At 75.2% G+C, this 17,193-nt stretch carries 15 protein-coding genes; 4 read left to right on the top strand and 11 right to left on the bottom strand.

Annotated elements, in window-relative coordinates:
- Positions 1-5: 5 nt before the first annotated feature.
- A complete protein-coding gene (locus GQS52_RS25610) occupies positions 6-470 on the bottom strand; it encodes an Lrp/AsnC family transcriptional regulator (protein ID WP_259370978.1) in 465 nt (154 codons plus the stop codon).
- 137 nt (positions 471-607) lie between these two features.
- Here GQS52_RS25610 and GQS52_RS25605 point away from each other — a divergent pair, with 137 nt between their 5' ends.
- Both GQS52_RS25605 and kynU read left to right on the top strand, forming a co-directional pair.
- Entirely contained in the window at positions 608-1,471 is an 864-nt protein-coding gene (locus GQS52_RS25605) for a tryptophan 2,3-dioxygenase family protein (RefSeq protein ID WP_182315926.1), read from the top strand.
- A gap of 84 nt (positions 1,472-1,555) precedes the next feature.
- Positions 1,556-2,767, top strand: coding sequence for a kynureninase (gene kynU / locus GQS52_RS25600; RefSeq protein ID WP_182315925.1), 1,212 nt, complete (start codon positions 1,556-1,558; stop codon positions 2,765-2,767).
- A gap of 79 nt (positions 2,768-2,846) precedes the next feature.
- Here kynU and GQS52_RS25595 read toward each other — a convergent pair whose 3' ends face one another.
- The 4 genes from GQS52_RS25595 to GQS52_RS25580 all read right to left on the bottom strand — a co-directional run bounded on the left by GQS52_RS25595 (position 2,847) and on the right by GQS52_RS25580 (position 9,733).
- Positions 2,847-5,792, bottom strand: coding sequence for an MXAN_6230/SCO0854 family RING domain-containing protein (locus GQS52_RS25595; RefSeq protein WP_182315923.1), 2,946 nt, complete (start codon positions 5,790-5,792; stop codon positions 2,847-2,849).
- 285 nt (positions 5,793-6,077) lie between these two features.
- Complete coding sequence (locus tag GQS52_RS25590; RefSeq protein ID WP_182315921.1) at positions 6,078-6,413, bottom strand: hypothetical protein; 336 nt, start codon at positions 6,411-6,413, stop codon at positions 6,078-6,080.
- A 39-nt stretch (positions 6,414-6,452) separates the two neighbouring features.
- Positions 6,453-8,216: a cytochrome c oxidase subunit I gene (ctaD, locus tag GQS52_RS25585; RefSeq protein ID WP_182315918.1), complete on the bottom strand. Its 1,764-nt coding sequence runs from the start codon at positions 8,214-8,216 to the stop codon at positions 6,453-6,455.
- 497 nt (positions 8,217-8,713) lie between these two features.
- Positions 8,714-9,733: an NAD-dependent epimerase/dehydratase family protein gene (locus tag GQS52_RS25580; protein WP_182315916.1), complete on the bottom strand. Its 1,020-nt coding sequence runs from the start codon at positions 9,731-9,733 to the stop codon at positions 8,714-8,716.
- Positions 9,734-9,975: 242 nt separating this feature from the next.
- On the opposite strand from GQS52_RS25580, the gene GQS52_RS25575 reads away from it, so the two are divergent.
- Together GQS52_RS25575 and GQS52_RS25570 are read left to right on the top strand one after the other, a co-directional pair.
- Positions 9,976-10,296: a hypothetical protein gene (locus GQS52_RS25575; protein ID WP_182315914.1), complete on the top strand. Its 321-nt coding sequence runs from the start codon at positions 9,976-9,978 to the stop codon at positions 10,294-10,296.
- Between the two features lie 14 nt (positions 10,297-10,310).
- Positions 10,311-10,580 carry a hypothetical protein gene (locus tag GQS52_RS25570; protein ID WP_182315912.1) on the top strand — a complete coding sequence of 90 codons (270 nt, stop codon included), beginning with the start codon at positions 10,311-10,313 and terminating at the stop codon, positions 10,578-10,580.
- Between the two features lie 49 nt (positions 10,581-10,629).
- Here GQS52_RS25570 and GQS52_RS25565 read toward each other — a convergent pair whose 3' ends face one another.
- From GQS52_RS25565 to acsA, 6 genes are read right to left on the bottom strand one after another with little or no spacing between them, the layout of a single operon-like run.
- Entirely contained in the window at positions 10,630-11,322 is a 693-nt protein-coding gene (locus tag GQS52_RS25565; protein ID WP_182315909.1) for an alpha/beta hydrolase, read from the bottom strand.
- Positions 11,323-11,362: 40 nt separating this feature from the next.
- Positions 11,363-11,608, bottom strand: a complete 246-nt coding sequence (locus GQS52_RS25560; RefSeq protein WP_182315907.1) for a phosphopantetheine-binding protein — start codon at positions 11,606-11,608, stop codon at positions 11,363-11,365.
- Positions 11,605-13,299: a 2-oxo acid dehydrogenase subunit E2 gene (locus tag GQS52_RS25555; RefSeq protein WP_259370977.1), complete on the bottom strand. Its 1,695-nt coding sequence runs from the start codon at positions 13,297-13,299 to the stop codon at positions 11,605-11,607. The genes GQS52_RS25560 and GQS52_RS25555 overlap by 4 nt, the downstream gene beginning before the upstream one ends.
- A gap of 2 nt (positions 13,300-13,301) precedes the next feature.
- The gene (locus tag GQS52_RS25550) at positions 13,302-14,333 is read right to left on the bottom strand and encodes an alpha-ketoacid dehydrogenase subunit beta (RefSeq protein ID WP_182315905.1); all 1,032 of its coding nucleotides are present in this window, start codon (positions 14,331-14,333) and stop codon (positions 13,302-13,304) included.
- Positions 14,330-15,400, bottom strand: a complete 1,071-nt coding sequence (gene pdhA / locus GQS52_RS25545; RefSeq protein WP_259370976.1) for a pyruvate dehydrogenase (acetyl-transferring) E1 component subunit alpha — start codon at positions 15,398-15,400, stop codon at positions 14,330-14,332. The genes GQS52_RS25550 and pdhA overlap by 4 nt, the downstream gene beginning before the upstream one ends.
- Complete coding sequence (gene acsA / locus GQS52_RS25540; RefSeq protein ID WP_182315903.1) at positions 15,397-17,190, bottom strand: acetate--CoA ligase; 1,794 nt, start codon at positions 17,188-17,190, stop codon at positions 15,397-15,399. The genes pdhA and acsA overlap by 4 nt, the downstream gene beginning before the upstream one ends.
- Positions 17,191-17,193: the final 3 nt, after the last annotated feature.

Here is a 17,193-nt window from a genome sequence, read left to right as displayed (position 1 = left end):
GGGGCTCAGCCGCGGTCCGCGGAAGGGTGGGGCAGCGGACGCCAGGCGATCGGCGTGGACAGCACCATGGCGGAGGAGGTGCCGCCGTAGGAGGCCAGCCGCTCCAGCACCCGTTCCAGCTCCATGACCGACTCCGTCACGACCTTGGCCATCGAGCAGATGTCGCCGGTGAGCCGGGAGACCTCCACCACCTCGGGCAGGTCCTCCAGCAGCTCGGGGTGGACGGTGATGCAGCGCGCCCCGTAGCACTTCATCCGCACGTGGGCCACGACCGGCAGCCCGGCCGCGACGGGGTCGACCTGCGCCCGGTAGCCGGTGATCACCCCGGCCTCCTCCATGCGGCGCACCCGCTGGGCGACGGTCGGCGGGGACAGGTGGACCCTGCGGGCCAGCTCGTTGAACGACAGGCGGGCGTCCGCCTGGAGGGCGTCCAGCAGGGCCCGGTCGAGGGCGTCCAGAGTGATTTTCACGATCGTCAGCCTATCCGCGGGATTCGTTCGCGGTCGTAAGATCACAGGCCCGTTCGCCGGGGCACCGGCCATTCGCAATCGCCGCACCGCTTCGCACAATGGCTGTCGTCCGACTCCCCCGAAGGAAGTGAGCGAACATGACGGCCGACCAGCACCACGGTTGTCCGGTGACGGCCGCCCCGGCCGCGCCGTCCGACCCGAACCCGAAGCTCGACTTCGGCGGCACCACCCCCTACGAGGACTACGTGCACGCCTCGGTGCTGCACTCCCTCCAGAGGACTGCCACCAAGGAACCCCTGGAGATGTCGTTCCTCGTCGTCACCCAGGTCATGGAGCTGTACTTCGGGCTGATCTCCTTCGAGTGGCGGCACGCCCGCGAGCGGCTGCGCCACGACGACGTGCCCGGCGCGGTCGCCGCCCTGCGGCGCAGCACCGGGCAGCTCCAGGCCCTGCGCGCCGCCTGGCGGCCGATCTCCCGGATGACACCGCGCGAGTTCAACTCCTTCCGCGACTCGCTGGGCGAGGGCTCCGGGTTCCAGTCCGGCGCCTACCGTCACCTGGAGTTCCTGCTCGGCGAGAAGTCCGCCTCGATGCTCGTCCCGCACCGCGCGGTGCCCGCCCTGCACGCCGAGCTGACCGCGGCCCTGGCCGAGCCCAGCCTGTACGACGAGGCCCTGACCCTCCTCGCGCGCCGCGGCCACCCGGTGCCCGCCGAGGTCCTCGACCGCGACCCGGCCGGCGCGTACGTCCCCTCCCCCGGGGTGGAGGCGGTCTGGGCCGGCGTCTACTCCGCCGAACCCGGCGAGCTGACCGAGCTGGGCGAGGCCCTCACCGACGTGGCCGAGGAGTTCACCCGCTGGCGCCACGACCACCTGCTGGCCACGCGCCGCGCCATGGGAGCCAAGGCGGGCACCGGCGGCTCCGCCGGGGTGGCGTGGCTGGAGAAGCGCGCGCAGCGCACCGTCTTCCCCGAGCTGTGGACCGCCCGCTCCCACGTCTGACCGGCCCCCTGCCCCTCCCCGGCCCCCCGCGCCCCGACCGAACCCGTCGTCCGACCGACCCCGCCACCCGGAAGGCACCCCCGCATGGACCTGCACGAAGAACTGCTCGAGCACGCCGCGAAGCTGGACGCGGCGGACCCGCTGGCACGCATGCGCGAGGAGTTCGACCTCCCCGCCGGCACGGTCTACCTGGACGGCAACTCCCTGGGCGCCCCGCCGCGCCGGGTCGCCGGGCGCATGGCGCAGGTCGTCGGGCAGCAGTGGGGCGGCCGCCTGATCCGGTCGTGGTCCGAGGGCTGGTGGACCGCACCGGAGCGGGTCGGCGAGCGGATCGCCCCGCTGGTCGGCGCGGCCCCGGGGCAGGTCGTGGTGGCCGACTCCACCAGCGTGAACATCTTCAAGGCCCTCACCGCGGCGGTGCGCACGGCGCCGCCGGGGCGCCGCGAGATCGTGGTCGACACGGACACCTTCCCCACCGACGGGTACATCGCCGCCTCCGTCGCCGAGCTGACCGGCGCAGTGCTGCGCCCCGTGCCCGTCGACGCCCTGGAGTCCGCGCTCGGCGACCGGACCGCCGTCGTCCTGCTCAACCACGTCGACTACCGCACCGGCCGCATGCACGACATGGCCGGGACCACCGCCCTCGTGCACGCCGCCGGGGCGCGCGTGGTGTGGGACCTGTGCCACAGCGTGGGCGTGCTGCCGATCGAGCTGGACGCCCTCGGCGTGGACGCGGCGGTGGGCTGCACCTACAAGTTCCTCAACGGCGGCCCCGGCGCCCCCGCCTTCCTGTACGTGCCCTCCCGCCTGCAGGACTCCTTCGACCAGCCGCTCTCCGGCTGGGGCGGCCACCGCGAGCCGTTCGCCATGGAGCCCGGGTACCGGCCCGCGCCGGGCATCGCCCGCGCCCGCTGCGGCACCCCCGACATCCTGTCCCTGCTCGCCCTGGAGGCCGCCCTGGAGGTGTGGGAGGGCGTCGACCTGGCCGAGGTGCGGGCCAAGGGGCTGTCCCTGACCGGGTTCTTCGCCGCGTGCGTGGCACGGCTGCTGCCGCCGGGCACCGTCGAGGTGGTCACCCCGATGGACGGGCCGCGCGGCCACCAGGTGTCGCTGCGGCACGACCGGGCCGAGGCCGTCATGGCGGAACTGGTCGACCGCGAGGTGATCGGCGACTTCCGCACCCCCGACGTGCTGCGCTTCGGCTTCGCGCCCCTGTACAACAGCCACGCCGACGCAGCCCGGGCCGCCCTCGCCCTGGCCGACGTCCTCGGCGCCCCGCCGGCCGGGCGGGCGTGAGGCGGCCGCGCCGCCCGTGACCGCACGTCACGGGCGGCGCGGTCGTCACAAGTGACGGGACGTCACGGGCGGCGGGCCGTCACGGGGTGTCCGGGTCTCCGGGCTCCGCCGGGGCGAAGCGGGCGACCAGGTCGCCCGCGGTGAGCAGGCGCGCCGACGGGCCCGCGGCGGCGTCGAGGGGGCCGGGGTACAGGCGGTACAGGCCGAGGTCGGCGTCGAGCGAGGACGCGGGGAGGTCGCCGTGCACGAGGGCGAGGAACCGGCCCCGCTCGTGCGCCACGTCCGCGAGGACGCGGGCGGTCTCCTCCGCCGTGCCCGTGTGCAGCCCGTCGTGCTCCCGGCCCCCGAGGACGCGCGCCGCGTACCGCTCCACCGACTCGTCGGCGCCGCGCAGGTAGCGGGCGGCGGACCGCCCGTCGCGCGAGCGCACGTGCACCTCGTCGCAGCCGGCCGCGGCCAGGCGGGCGGCGAGGTCCCACACGGTGGCCCGGCTCCCCGGCGCGAAGTGCGCGTCCACGTCGCGGACGAGCTGACCCAGGCGCCCCCGGTGCCGGTACACGTTGTGCAGGCCGCCGGCGGAGGACAGGTTCATGTCGGTCCACAGGACGCTGCGTTCCGCCAGGTCGAGCACCATGGGCGCGCTCACCCGGGCCTCACCGGCCAGGTCGAAGCGCTGGGCGACCCTCCTCGGGTCGTACAGCGCCCCCGCGCCGGCCGCCGTGCGGCGGGCAGCACGGCTGCGGGCCGTGCCGGCCGCGGCGTGCGCCCCGAGCGGCATGAAGCCGGCGAAGGCGTCGGTGAGCTCGTCGAAGGGCACGTCGTTGTAGCTGAACACGACGGTCACGGCGTACCGCGCGCCGGCCCGCGCCAGCGCCTCCGCGTCCAGGTCGACGAACTCCGTGGACCCGTGCGGCGGCGGGGCGGAGGTGAAGTCGCCCGAGTGGACGGCCGCGTCGCCGCCGAACCGCAGGTGCGTGTAGTCGCACAGGCCGACGAAGTTCCACCGGTCGTCGTACAGCGCCACCGACAGGTCCAGGTCGGCACGCCGGCCCTTGGGCTCCGTCCAGTGCAGGAACAGCCGCAGCCGCCCGCCGTCGGGGGCCGGCTGCCGGCTGCCGCGCGGGACGGCCACCAGGGCGCGGGAGGCCGCCCGCTCGGCGAACGGCACCGGCAGGTCGGCCAGCCCGGCGTCGACGACGGCGGCACGCGGCTCGCGGGCCTGCCCGGGATCCTGCCCGGGGACGGGGGCCCGTCCCCGGTCCTGTCCGGCCGCGGCGGCGGCGCGGCGCAGCAGTTCGTCCTCCAGCAGGGCGCACACCTGGGCGGCCGCGGCGGGCGGCACCGGCGGGGCGTGGTCGTCGACGCCGTGCGCCAGCGACGTCCGGCCGCGCGGGAAGAACACCCGCCGCTCCCCCGCCGCGTGCGGTGTCCGCAGCCGTGACCAGGCGCCCAGCAGCGGGCCCGGCGCCACCTGCCGCAGCGCGCCGGGAAGCAGGCCGGGCAGACCGCGCGGCAGGACCGGTGCACTCGCGTCCCCCGCGTTCCAGGCGCCGTGCGCGCGCAGCAGGTGGTGCAGACGGCGCACCAGTTCGCCGGGGCGGCGGGCGAGCAGCGCGATGGCCGCCGCGGTGTCGCCGGTGGCGAGCAGTTCCTCGGCCTCGGAGGCGAAGGTGCGCACCGCGAGGCGGACGGGGCCGTCGGGGCTGCCGCCCGTCAGGCGCACCCGGTCTCCGGCCTCCGCGGCAGCGTCCAGCAGCGGTGCGGCGGCGTCGGCGGACAGGTCCGTGCCCCGGAGGGCGGCGAAGGCCACCGCGGCCCGCGGGAACCGGGCGCGGTGCTCGAAGGGGTGCAGCACCTCGCCGGCGCGCTTCCACGACTGGCGGTGCCTCAGCACGTCCTCCGCGACGGAGCCGGGCGGCAGGGCGTCGAGCACCCCGAGCAGGGTGCGGCGCAGGGCGCGCGGCACGGAGCGCAGGCGCGGGGGCGCGAGCAGGTCCGGCTCTCCGCCGGACCACGCCCACAGCAGCCGCAGGACGTCGGTCGCGGTGTCGAGCCGCCCGGGCAGCAGGTCGCGTGCCGCGTCCGCGGTGCGCGGGTCGCGCAGCAGCGCGGCGAGCACCACGGCCCTGGTCTCGCGCACCGGGATCCGCTCGGGCAGCCACTCCAGGCCAGGGTCGGCACGGGGCAGGACCGTGGCCAGGTCGGCGCGGTCCTGCGGCGGCAGCGGGGTGCGGCGGGCCAGCAGGTCGGCCAGTACCGCCGCGGCCCCGCAGTCCGGGCCGGGCCCCTCGCCCAGGCGCAGCGGCCGCAGCGTGCCGGACGGCTCCGGCGCGTCCGCCTCGGCCTTCCGGCGGCGCGTGCCGCGCCGCGTACGCGCCCCGGCCGGGTCGAGGCAGGGGGCGTCCCGGTCGTCGACGCCGGTGCCGCACACCGGGCACACGAGGTCACGGTGTCCCTGCGGGTCCTGTCCGTCCTGCGGGTCCTGCTCGCCGGGCCCGCGCAGGCACTCCGAGCACACCAGGTGCGCGCAGGGGGCGAGGGCGCCGATGTCGCCGGTGCGGCCGCAGTGCACGCACGGCTGGTGGGGCTGGGCGAGGAGGAAGGCGAGGATGCGCTCGGAGTAGAGGCTGTGCGCGAAGTCGGGGACCGCTTCGGGGAAGCCGCGGAAGAGCGGGACGTGCCGGCGGTCCGCGCCGAGGAGGGAGTCGATCCGGCCGAGGAGGCGGATGCCGTGCACCGCCAGGTCGGCCGGGGCGAGCCGGGCGAGGGCGGCGCGCAGCCCGCTGGTGAGGACGTACCCGCGGAGTGCGAGGTCCGCCTCCAGCGCGGTCAGCCCGGCGGCGGTGACGTCCGCTCCGGCGGCGGCCTCGGACACGGCATCGGCCTCGGCGGATGCATCCCCGGGTGCGTTCCCGGGTGCGTCGACGTAAACGGTTCCGAGGCGCCGCAGCAGCAGCCCCTCGAGGTCGTCGGCTGCGGTCGCCGTCGTGACCGTCGTGCGGTCCGTGGCACGCGTGCGGCCCATGTCCCCCACCTGCACAGTTCTTGGATCCCCCGGAGAAAACGGCGCGGGGGCGGAGAGTGGGCGCACTCAGGAATCTTTTTAACAGAAAGAAAGGGAGAAGGAAGCACGCCGCGGAGCCGCCCCCGCGGCGCTCACCCTAGTACGCCTGTTCCCAAAGGCGCGAGGGGGTTTCCGGTGCGCCGGGGCGCGGTACGGGGGCGCCCGGGGCGCCCGCCGGTGGAGGCGGGCGCCCGGGGCGCCCGCCTCCACCGGCGGGCGCCCCGGGCGCCGGGGTGCGGCGGCCGCTCAGCGGGAGAGCACCGCGCCGAGCACGGCCACGGCCGGGGCCAGGGACGCGGCGGTGCACCAGGTGGCCAGGCGCAGCTGCCGGTAGCGCGCGCCGTACTCGCGGCGCAGTTCGGCGGCCCGGTCGCTGACGCGTTCCAGGGTCTGGCGGGTCAGGCGGCTGCGGTCCTCGGTGTACAGGCGCACCAGTTCCTCGCGCTCCCCGTAGCCGAGCCAGGGCATGCGGGAGGCGAACTCCTCGGCGTCGCGGCGGGCGCTGCTGCGCTCGGCCTCCAGCAGCAGGTAGCCCTCCAGTTGGTTGATGCCGTCGGATGCTTCGTGTCGGATGACGGACATGGCGGACTGAGCCTTTCTCGACAGTGGACGGACTGTCGGCTAGCGGGTGGTGGGACCGGCCGGGGCCGCCAGGGCGTTCTGCGACCGGAGGGCGGCGTCGATGTCCTTGCCCGCCTTCTCCGCGGCGACGACGTCGGGGTGGTGCAGGTCGAACGCCGGGGATTCGGAGCGGATCCGCGGCAGGCTGGCGAAGTTGTGCCGCGGGGGCGGGCAGGAGGTGGCCCACTCCAGCGAGCGGCCGAAGCCCCAGGGGTCGTCGACCTCGACCTTGGGCGCGTACTTGGCGGTCTTCCACACGTTGTAGAAGAACGGCAGGAAGGACAGGCCGAGGAGGAACGAGCCCATGGTGGAGATGGTGTTGAGCAGGGTGAAGCCGTCGGCGGCCAGGTAGTCGGCGTAGCGGCGGGGCATGCCCTCGACGCCGAGCCAGTGCTGGACGAGGAAGGTGGCGTGGAAGCCGATGAACAGGGTCCAGAAGGTGATCTTGCCCAGGCGCTCGTCGAGCATCCTGCCGGTGAACTTGGGCCACCAGAAGTGGAATCCGGCGAACATGGCGAAGACGACGGTGCCGAAGAGCACGTAGTGGAAGTGGGCGACCACGAAATACGTGTCGTGGACGTGGAAGTCCATCGGCGGGGAGGCCAGCATGATGCCGGTCAGGCCGCCGAAGAGGAACGTGGCCATGAAACCGGTCGACCACAGCATCGGGGTCTCGAAGCTGAGCGAGCCGCGCCACATGGTGCCGATCCAGTTGAAGAACTTCACTCCCGTGGGCACCGCGATGAGCAGGGACAGGAAGGAGAAGAACGGCAGCAGGACCCCGCCGGTGGCGAACATGTGGTGCGCCCACACCGACATCGACAGGCCGGTGATGGCCAGGGTGGCGCCGATCAGGCCGATGTAGCCGAACATCGGCTTGCGGGAGAAGACCGGGACGACCTCACTGACGATGCCGAAGAACGGCAGCGCCAGGATGTACACCTCGGGGTGGCCGAAGAACCAGAACAGGTGCTGCCACAGCAGCGCCCCGCCGTTGGCGGAGTCGAAGATGTGCCCGCCGAACTTGCGGTCGTACTCCAGCGCGGCCAGGGCCGCCGCCAGGATCGGGAAGGTCAGCAGGATCAGCACGCTGGTCAGCAGCACGTTCCAGGTGAAGATCGACATCCGGAACATGGTCATGCCCGGCGCGCGCATGGTGACGATCGTGGTGATGAAGTTGACCGCGCCCAGGATGGTGCCGAAGCCGGACAGGATCAGCCCCATGATCCACAGGTCCGCTCCCAGCCCCGGGCTGTAGACGCTGTTGGACAGCGGGGTGTAGCTGGTCCAGCCGAAGTCCGGGGCGCCCTGCGGGGTGAGGAAGCTACCTGCCGCGATGAGCGAGCCGAACAGGTAGAGCCAGTAGGCGAACATGTTCAGCCGCGGGAACGCCACGTCGGGCGCGCCGATCTGCAGCGGCACGATCCAGTTGGCGAAGCCGGCGAAGACCGGGGTGGCGAACATCAGCAGCATGATGCCGCCGTGCATGGTGAACGCCTGGTTGAACTGCTCGTTCGACAGCATCTGGTTGCCCGGGCGGGCCAGTTCCGCCCGCAGCACCAGCGCCAGCAGGCCTCCGACGCAGAAGAACGCGAAGGAGGTGACCAGGTACATCGACCCGATCTTCTTGTGGTCGGTGGTGGTCAGCCAGGCCACCACCGCGTTGCCCGGGGCCTTGCGGGGCCGGGTCCGGCCGCCCGTCCGTGACGGGGGTATCGGCTCCGGGCCGGCCGCGGGTGACGGCCGGTCGATCGATGTCGTCATCGCTGCTCGTTCTTCCCGCCGCACGGGCGCCCGCAGACGCCCTGCGGCTGTTGTCGGTTCCGGGTGCGCCGTCCGGCGGCCGGTGGCCGGTCGGGGGCGGCGCGTGTGCGACGCGCGGGGCGGGGCCGTGCCGACGAGGCGCCGTGGAGGCGGGCCGGCCCCGTCCGCTCAGCCCGTGCGGTTCCGGGCGCGCGGTCGCACGGGGACGGCGTACCTGCGGCGCGCCGCCCCCGGGGAGGAGGAGGTCATGGTCCAGGTATAGGAGATTGGTTGCCGATCGGGCAAAACAATTGCCTCAATGGCAAAACCTGAGGCCACGGGCGTGACGACGCCACACGCCGACCGTACGACCGGCCGCGCCCTCCGGCCAGCCGCCGTACCCGGGAGGCAACGGGGAACCACCACAGAAGGTGCGATTGACGACAAAAGGGAGCAGGGGCGGCGGCGTGCCGCTGGCCCGCAGGGGCCGCGGCACACCGGCCGGCCCGGGCGCGCGCTCAGTCCCGCTGACGTGCCGCGGGCGCCGTCCGCCGGGCGAGGGCGTCGAGCAGCTCGCGCTCGCGCCGGGCGCTCAGGCCGGCCCGCCGCGTCCGGTCCAGGCCCTGCTCGCGTTCCCAGCGCAGGGTGTCGGCCAGCAGCTCCGTCCGGGGGCGGTGCCGGAGTCCCGCGGCGCGCGCCGCGGACCCGCTGCGTGCCGACCACCCTTCCGAGCCCGGCTCGACCAACCACATCGGCAGCGACTCGTCCCCCATGTACTGGGCCACGCCGTTCGCCAGGAGCCACTCCGAATCGGCGGCGACCACCGGGCCGGTGTGCCCGCCGGCAGCGCGGGACAGCTCGATCCACTCCCCGAACGGAACGGTCGGACCGACGGCGTCGTAGGTGCCGGTGGTCCCGGCCTCCGCGGCGTCGAGCAGCCAGGCGGCGAGGTCCCGCGCGTCGACGACCTGGGTCGGCAGGTCCGGCGTGCCGGGGACCAGCATCGGCTCCCGCGGACCGCGCGCGGCGCGGGCCGCCCAGTAGCCGGAACGCCCGCTGTGGTCGCCCGGGCCGCCGATGAGACCGGCGCGTGCGACCAGCAGGCGGTCCCCCACGGCGGCCACCGACGCCTGCTCGCAGGCGACCTTGGCCTCTCCGTACGACGCGCGGTCCGCCTCGTCCCGGTCGGTCGGGGCGAGGAGGGCAGCGGACTCGTCCGCACCCGGCACGGCGTGGGAGGCGTAGGCGTTGAGGGAGGAGACGTAGGCCCAGTGCCCGGCCCTGTCCCCCAGCGCGCCGAGCGCCCCGCGGACGAAGCCCGGCTGCCACGACACCTCCACGACCGCGTCCCACTCGCGGCCGAGCAGCGGTTCGTACGCCGACGGGTCGCGCCGGTCCGCGGCCACCAGCGTCGCCCCGTCGGCGACGCCCCCGCTCTCACCGCGGGCCAGGCACGTCACCCGGTGACCGCGCCCGACCGCCTGCCGCGACACCTCGCGGCCCACCCATGCCGTCCCGCCCAGAACCAGAATCTCCATCCCGCCACCCAAGCACCGCGCCACCGGGCGCCCGGCCGGGTTCACCGGCAGCGGAACCCCCGCGTGCGGCGGGGACCGTACGGGCCCGGCGCACTCCTCATCACCCCACGGGGTGGATTGAAAGCCGTTCGGCGGATCCGGGGGCTGCCGGTTGCGACAGTCGTTCCGCGAGCGGGACTCCGCAGCAATCGCGTGCCGTGCACACGGGCCCCGTGGCACGGCCCTGTCGGGAGGGATCGGGAATGACCACAGGAATCAGGGGATGCGACAACCAGTCCAACGCCCACGTCTCGTTCGTCAACCAGGAGCACGCGGCGGACAGCCAGACCGTCGGCCCGAGGTCCTTCGGGGACGTCTACGCCTGGATCTCGCAGCACAGGGACCGGCCGCTGAGCGTCCAGACGGGCCGGGGCCGGTGCATCCTCTGGGACGACGACTGGAAGATCAAGGGCCAGTGGGACGACGGCTCCGGCGAGTTCGTGCTGGCCCAGGTCCGCCGCAGCCCTCAGGACTACGCCATGACCGTCAGCCCCACCGGCGACATCACCGTCCGCGAGAACTGACCGGGAGCTTGAAGATGTCGATGTCGGACTGGACGATCACCGGGGCGATGGAGAACCTCACCGGCAACTGGGTCTACTACGCCTGCACCGGGATCGCGGCCTTCGCAGGCCTGCACATGAGCCGCCACGTGGACAACCCCGGCCAGGACCACGTGGCCACGGACAACGGCCTGTACTACTACTACGGCGTCACCGGGACGTTCAACCAGGCGGCGCAGCACGCCTCGCAGGCGGTCCGGCAGAAACTCGTGGACGCCTGGAACGACTACTTCAGCGTCAGGTGAGACCGCGGGAGGGCCGGGCCCGGTGCCGTGCGCCGGGCCCGGTGCCGCGTCAGACCTGCTGCACCAGGATCCGGGCGAGTTCGCGCGGCTGCGAGAACATCGGCCAGTGCCCGGTGTCCATCTCGACCAGCCGCCAGTGATCGCTCTCCAGCAGCCCGGCGACGTCGTCGGTCGGTTCGGGCCCGTCCAGCAGGCACTTGACGTACGTCGCCGGGAGGTCGCCCAGCGGCCGCTCCAGGACGGCCGGCTCGGTGAGCGTCGCGCCCGGGTGCGGAGTGCAGCCGCCGACGAAACGGGCGATCTGCTCGTCGGTGAGGCCCTGCCCCTCGCACTCGGGCGCGGTGACGGGCGCCCAGTCGCCGCCGTTCCCGGCGAGCGCCGCTTCGAGGACCGCCTGCCCCTGCCACCAGGCGGAGGCCATCGACTCCCCGTGTGCCGGCACGGAGGAGTCGACGAACACGATCCGGTTCAGTCGGTCGCCGATCCGCTCGGCGGCCTGCCCGACGGGGATGCCCGAGTAGCTGTGCCCGACGAGGACGACGTCCCGCAGCCCGAGCCTCTCCACCTCCCCCACGACGTCCTGCACATGGGTCTGCTGCCCCGCGGGCACGCCCCGTCGCTCCGCGAGCCCGGACAGCGTCAGCGCGTGCGCTCCGTGCCCGGCCGCCCGCAGCTCCGGGACGACGTCGTCCCACGCCCACGCTCCGAGCCACGCGCCCGCCACGAGTACGAATTCAGCCATCCCGGCACCGTAGTGGAAGGGTCCGACAGCCGGGGGAACCTCAGGGGGCCCGTTCGGCCAGGAGGGCGGCCGCCCCGGCAAGAGTGGCCAGCCTCGGGTAGTCGTCCTCGTCGATGCGGCAGCCGGTGCGGTTCACGAGGTCCTCGACGAGGGTGAGGAAGTCGAGGGAGTCCAGTTCCAGGGCGTCGCGGAAGCGGTCGTCCGGGGCGATGCGGGTGAAGTCCGCGTCGGGGACGATGCCGCGCACGGCGTCCTTGACCACGTCCAGCGCCTCTTTCTCGGTCAAAGCTCCTCCGGTTTCTGCAGCAGGCGGTCCACGGCGGACAGGTAGCGGGCGCCGACCGCGCCGTCGCCCGCGCGGTGGTCGGCGGAGAGGGTGGCGGTGACCGCGGGGCGCACCCCGAGCATCCCGTCGACCGCGACGGGGCGCTCGGTGACCCTGCCGAAGCCGACGAGGGCGACCTGCGGCGGGTAGATCACGCCGAAGACGGCCTCCACTCCCTGGTCCCCGAGGTTGGTCACCGTGATCGTGGGGTCGCCGGCCTCGGAGCCGCGCAGCCGTCCGGTGCGGGCCCGCGCGACCAGGTCCCGCAGGGCGGACATCAGCCGGGGCAGCGGAAGGGTGTCGGCGTCGCGCAGGGCGGGGGCCAGCAGGCCGCCGCCGCGCAGCGACACCGCCACTCCCAGGTGGACGCCGCCGCCCGGCACGAAGCGGTCGTCGGTCCAGAAGCCGTTGACCTCGGGCACCTCGCGGGCGCCGAGCGCCGCCGCCTTGAGCAGCAGGGCCGCCGGGACGAGCCGCTCGGCCACCGGGCAGGCGCGGTTGTGGTCGCGCATCCACGCCACGGCGGCGGCGAGGTCGACGGTCGTGGACAGGTAGTAGTGCGGGATCTCGTGCTTGGACCGGCTCATCAGCGCGCCGACGGCCCGCCGCAGGGCGGCCTGCCGGTCGGCGGAGGCGGGTGCGGGGGCGGGTGCGGGGGCGGGTGCGGCGGGGGCCGCTTCCGGTCCTGGTTCCCACTCTCCCCCTGCGACGGCCCCGGGCCGCTCCGGCGCCGGAGGGACGACGGCCGGGGCCTCCGGCGCGGGGGCCGGGGCCTCCGTCGGTGCGGAGGCGGGCCGGGCGGGCCGGTCCGCGGACGTGCGGGCGGCGGACGTGCGGGCGGCGGACGTGCGGGCGGCGGCGCGCCGGACGTCGTCGGCGCGGACGGCTCCGTCCGGGCCGGTGCCGCGGACTTTGGCCGGGTCGACGCCGAGTTCGGCCGCGAGGCGGCGGGCGAACGGCGTCACGCGCGGGCGCGCCCCGGTGCGGGCGGCGTGGCGGACGTCGGACCGGGTGACCCTCCCGCCCCTGCCGGTGCCGCGGACGGCCGACAGGTCCACGCGTTCCTGCTCGGCGAGGTGGCGCACCAGCGGGGAGAACGTCGCCCCGGCCCCCGGGGCCGGGGCGTGCGCGGGTCCGGAAGCGGGTCCCGGGAGTCCGGCGGCGGGTACCGCGGGCTCGGCGGCGGCAGGGCGGCCGCCGGGCAGGGGCCGCCCGGCCGGCTCGGCCTGCCCGGCCGGCTCGGCCTGCCCGGCCGGCTCGGCCTGCCCGACCGGCTCGGCAGCCGGGCCGCTCGGCCCGCGCCGCTCCCGCTGCTCGGCCGGGCCGGCGCCGCGGGCGGGTTCTGCCGTGTGTGCGGGTTCGGCCGCGCGGGCCGGCCCGGCCGGGCTCGGCGGCTCCGGCGGGGCGCCTGCGGCGGCGCCGGGGGCGATGACCGCCAGGGGCGCGCCCACGGGCACCCTCGTGCCGGGTCCGACCAGCAGCCGCTCGACCGTCCCCTCGTCGAAGGACTCGATCTCGACCGTGGACTTCGCCGTCTCGATGACCGCGACCACCTCGCCCCGGTGCACCCGGTCCCCGGGGTGCACGAGCCATTCGAGGAGGGTGCCCTCCTCCATGTCCGCGCCGAGCGCCGGCATCGTGAACTCGGGCACGGTCACCCCACCGCCCGGCGCGCCGCGGCGACGACGTCGGCGGCCTGGGGCAGCGCGGCCTGCTCCAGGTGGTGCGCGTACGGGACAGGCACCTCGGCGCTGCACACCCGTTCCACCGGCGCGTCCAACTCGTAGAAGGCCTGCTCGCCGATGCGGGCGGCGACCTCGGCGGCCAGGCTGCCGCTGCGCCATCCCTCGTCGACGAGGACCACGCGGTGGGTGCGGGCGACCGACTCCACGACGGTGGCGTCGTCGAGGGGGCGCAGCGTGCGCAGGTCGACCACCTCGGCGGAGACGCCGTCCGCCGCGAGGGCGCCGGCCGCCTCGAGCACCTTGGGGAGGCAGCCCCCGTGGGTGACGAGGGTGACGTCCCGGCCCTCGCGGCGGACCGCGGCCCGGTCCAGGCCGACGGGGCCGGCGTCCGGGGCGAGCTCGCCGGAGGTGTTGTAGAGGCTGCCGTGCTCGAAGATCAGGACCGGGTCGGGGTCGGCGAGGGCGGGGGCCAGCATGTGGCGGGCGTCCTCGACGGTGGCCGGGGCGAGGACGCGCAGGCCGGGGATGTGGGCGTACCAGTTCTCCAGGCTGTGGGAGTGCTGGGCGGCCAGCTGCCGTCCGGCGCCGGTGGTCATCCTGATCACCAGGGGCACCGGGCACTGGCCGCCGGACATGTGCAGCAGCGTGGCGGCGTTGTTGAGGATCTGGTCGAGCGCCAGCATGCTGAAGTTGACCGTCATGATCTCCACGATCGGCCGCATCCCGCCCAGTGCGGCGCCGATGCCCGCGCCGGTGAAGGCCGACTCCGACAGCGGGGTGTCGCGGACGCGTTCGGGCCCGAACTCCTCCAGCAGGCCCAGGCTCACCCCGAATCCGCCCCCGTACTCCCCCACGTCCTCGCCCATCAGGAAGACCCGGTCGTCGGCGGCGAGCGCCTCGCGCAGCGCCTCCCGCAGCGCCTCGCGGTAGGTGACCGTCCGGGGGGCGCCGGAGGGCGGGGCGCCGGGGCCGCCGCCGGTGAGGGTGCCCGGGCCGGTCATGCCGGCTCCTCCGCCGGGGACACCACGTGGCGCAGCAGGTCGGCCGCCGGCTCCTCGGGGGCGGCCCGGGCGGCCTCCACCGCGTCCTCGACCTCGCGGGCGGCCAGGTCCTCCAGTTTCTTGAGCGCGTCGTCGTCGAGTTCGCCGTCGACGCGCATGCGGGCGGCCAGGGCGGTGACGGGGTCGCGGGCGCGCCAGCGGGCGATCTCCTCCTTGCTGCGGTACCGGTCCGGGTCGTACATCGAGTGGGCGCGGAAGCGGTAGGTGCGCAGTTCCAGGAAGTACGGCCCGCCGCCGCCGCGGACGCCGTCGACGGCCTGCCGGGCGGCCAGGGCCACGGCGGTGGCGTCCATGCCGTCGACCGACCAGGCGGGCATGCCGTAGGAGGCGGCGCGCAGCGCCAGGTCGGTGACGGCGTGCTCGTGGGCGAGTTTCGTCCCCATGGCGTAGAGGTTGTTCTCGCAGGCGAGGAGCAGCGGCAGCCGCCACAGGGCGGCGAGGTTGGCGGTCTCGTGGAACTCGCCCTCGGCGAAGGCCCCGTCGCCGAAGAAGCAGCAGGTGACGCGGCCGGTGTCGCGCATGCGGTCGGCGAGGGCGAGGCCCGCGGCCAGGGGGAGCCCGCCGCCGACGATGGCGTTGCCGCCGTAGAAGCGCCGGGACACGTCGAAGATGTGCATCGAGCCCCCGCGGCCCCCGCTGGTACCGGTGGCCTTCCCGAACATCTCGGCCATCACGGCGTCGGCCGGGACGCCGCGGGCCAGGGCGTGGCCGTGGTCGCGGTAGGTGGAGACCACGGCGTCGTCCGGGGCGAGGGCCGCGGTGACGCCGGCTGCGACGGCCTCCTCCCCCGTGTACAGGTGGAGGAAGCCGCGGATCTCCCGGCCGCTGTAGAGCTCGAAGCAGCGCTCCTCGAAGTGGCGCACGAGCAGCATCGTGCGCAGCAGGTCCAGGCGGGTCGGCGCGGGCGGCGTGACGGCGGGGGCCGCCGGAGGGGCGGGGGCCGCCGGGGCGGCGGCGCGCGCGTTCCTGCGGCCGGGACGGGGCGGGGACTGGCGGGCGGGGGTCACGGTGTTCCTTCCAACGTGGACACGTCGCCTTCGGGGAGGCCGAGTTCGCGGGCGCGCAGCAGGCGGCGCACGACCTTGCCGCTGCGGGTCCTGGGGAGGTCCTGGTCGAAGGCGATCTCGCGGGGCGCGACGGCCGGGCCGAGCCTGCGGCGGGCGAAGGCGAGGAGTTCGCGCTGCAGGCCGGGCCCCGGTTCCACGCCCGGCCGCAGCGACACGAAGGCCTTGACGACGGTGCCCGCGACCTCGTCGGGGCGGCCGATCACCCCGGCCTCGGCGACCGCCGGGTGCTCCATCAGGGCGCTCTCCACCTCGAACGGGCCGATGAGGTGCCCGGCGGACTTGATGACGTCGTCGGCGCGCCCGACGAACCAGAAGTACCCGTCCGCGTCGCGGCGCGCCAGGTCTCCGGTGAGGTACCAGCCGTCGGCGAAGCAGGCCGCCGTGCGGGCCTCGTCGTCCAGGTAGCCGCGGAACATCGACGGCCATCCGGGGCGCAGCGCCAGTTCGCCGTCGGCGTCCGGCCGCTCCAGGACGGTGACGCGGCCTCCGACGACCAGGGCGCGGCCGTCCTCGCCGCACTCCAGGACCGCCGCCTCCACGCCGGGCAGCGGGCGGCCCATGGAGCCGGGGCGGATGTCGCACGCCGCGAAGTTGGCGATCATGATGCAGCCGGTCTCGGTCTGCCACCAGTTGTCGTGCACCGGCAGGCCGAGCACGTCCCGGCCCCACAGCACGGCCTCGGGGTTGAGGGGTTCGCCGACGCTGGCGACGAAGCGCAGGCGGGACAGGTCGTAGCCGCGCGGCAGGTCGTGGGGGCCCTGCCGGGGGGTGGCGCGCATCAGCATCCGCACCGCGGTGGGGGCGGTGTACCAGACGGTGACGTGCTCGTCGGCCAGGATGCGGTACCAGCGCCGGGCGTCGAAGTCGCCCTCGTCGACCACGACGGTCGCGCCCAGGGCGAGCGGGGCGACGATGCCGTAGGAGGTGCCGGTGACCCATCCGGGGTCGGCGGTGCACCAGAACACGTCGTCCGGGTGCAGGTCGAGGGCGAAGGCGGCGGTGGCCCGGTGGGCGGCGACGGCCCCGTGGACGTGGACGGCGCCCTTGGGGGTCCCGGTGGTGCCGCTGGTGAAGTGCAGCAGCGCCGTGTCCTCGCCGTCGGTGGGCGGGATCGTGAAGTCCTGCGGCGCCGCGTCCGTCAGCTCCTCGTAGGAGGAGGTGCCGGGTGGCGGCTCGTCCTCCGGGCCGACGAGGAGGACGTGCTCCAGGCCGGGCAGTTCCTGCCGGATCCCGGCGACCTTGCGCCGGTACAGCTCCCCGGTGGTGACCAGGACGCGGGCGCCGCCCAGCCGCATCCGCTGCCGCACCGGCTCCGGTCCGAAGGCGGAGAACAGAGGGCACAGCACGCTGGTGTTCTTCAGCGTGCCCAGCGCGGTCTCGTACAGCTCCGGGCAGCGCCCCAGGAGGGTGAAGACGCGGTCGCCGCGGCCGACCCCCAGGCCGCGCAGGACGTTGGCGAACCGTGCGGAGCGGCGGGCCAGCCCGGCGTAGGTGACCGGCCGCACCCGGTCGTCGCGGCCCACGCAGCGCAGCGCGGTGCGGTCGCCCCGGCCCTCCGCGACGTGCCGGTCCACGGCCTCGTGGGCGATGTTGACGCCCCTGCCGTCCGGCAGCCCGGCGAGCCCGTCCCGGGCCTGCTGCCAGTCGAACGAGGCGCGGGCCCGGTCGTAGTCGGCCAGGTTGGGGGCCACGGCCGGGGCGGCGGTCTTGCGGATGACCTCGTGCGCCATGGA

Source organism: Streptomyces sp. SCUT-3 (genome assembly GCF_014083985.1).
Taxonomy (GTDB): Bacteria; Actinomycetota; Actinomycetes; order Streptomycetales; family Streptomycetaceae; genus Streptomyces_H; species Streptomyces_H thermolineatus.
Note: the sequence above shows the minus strand (reverse complement) of the source record. Positions and strands in the feature narration are given on the sequence as shown.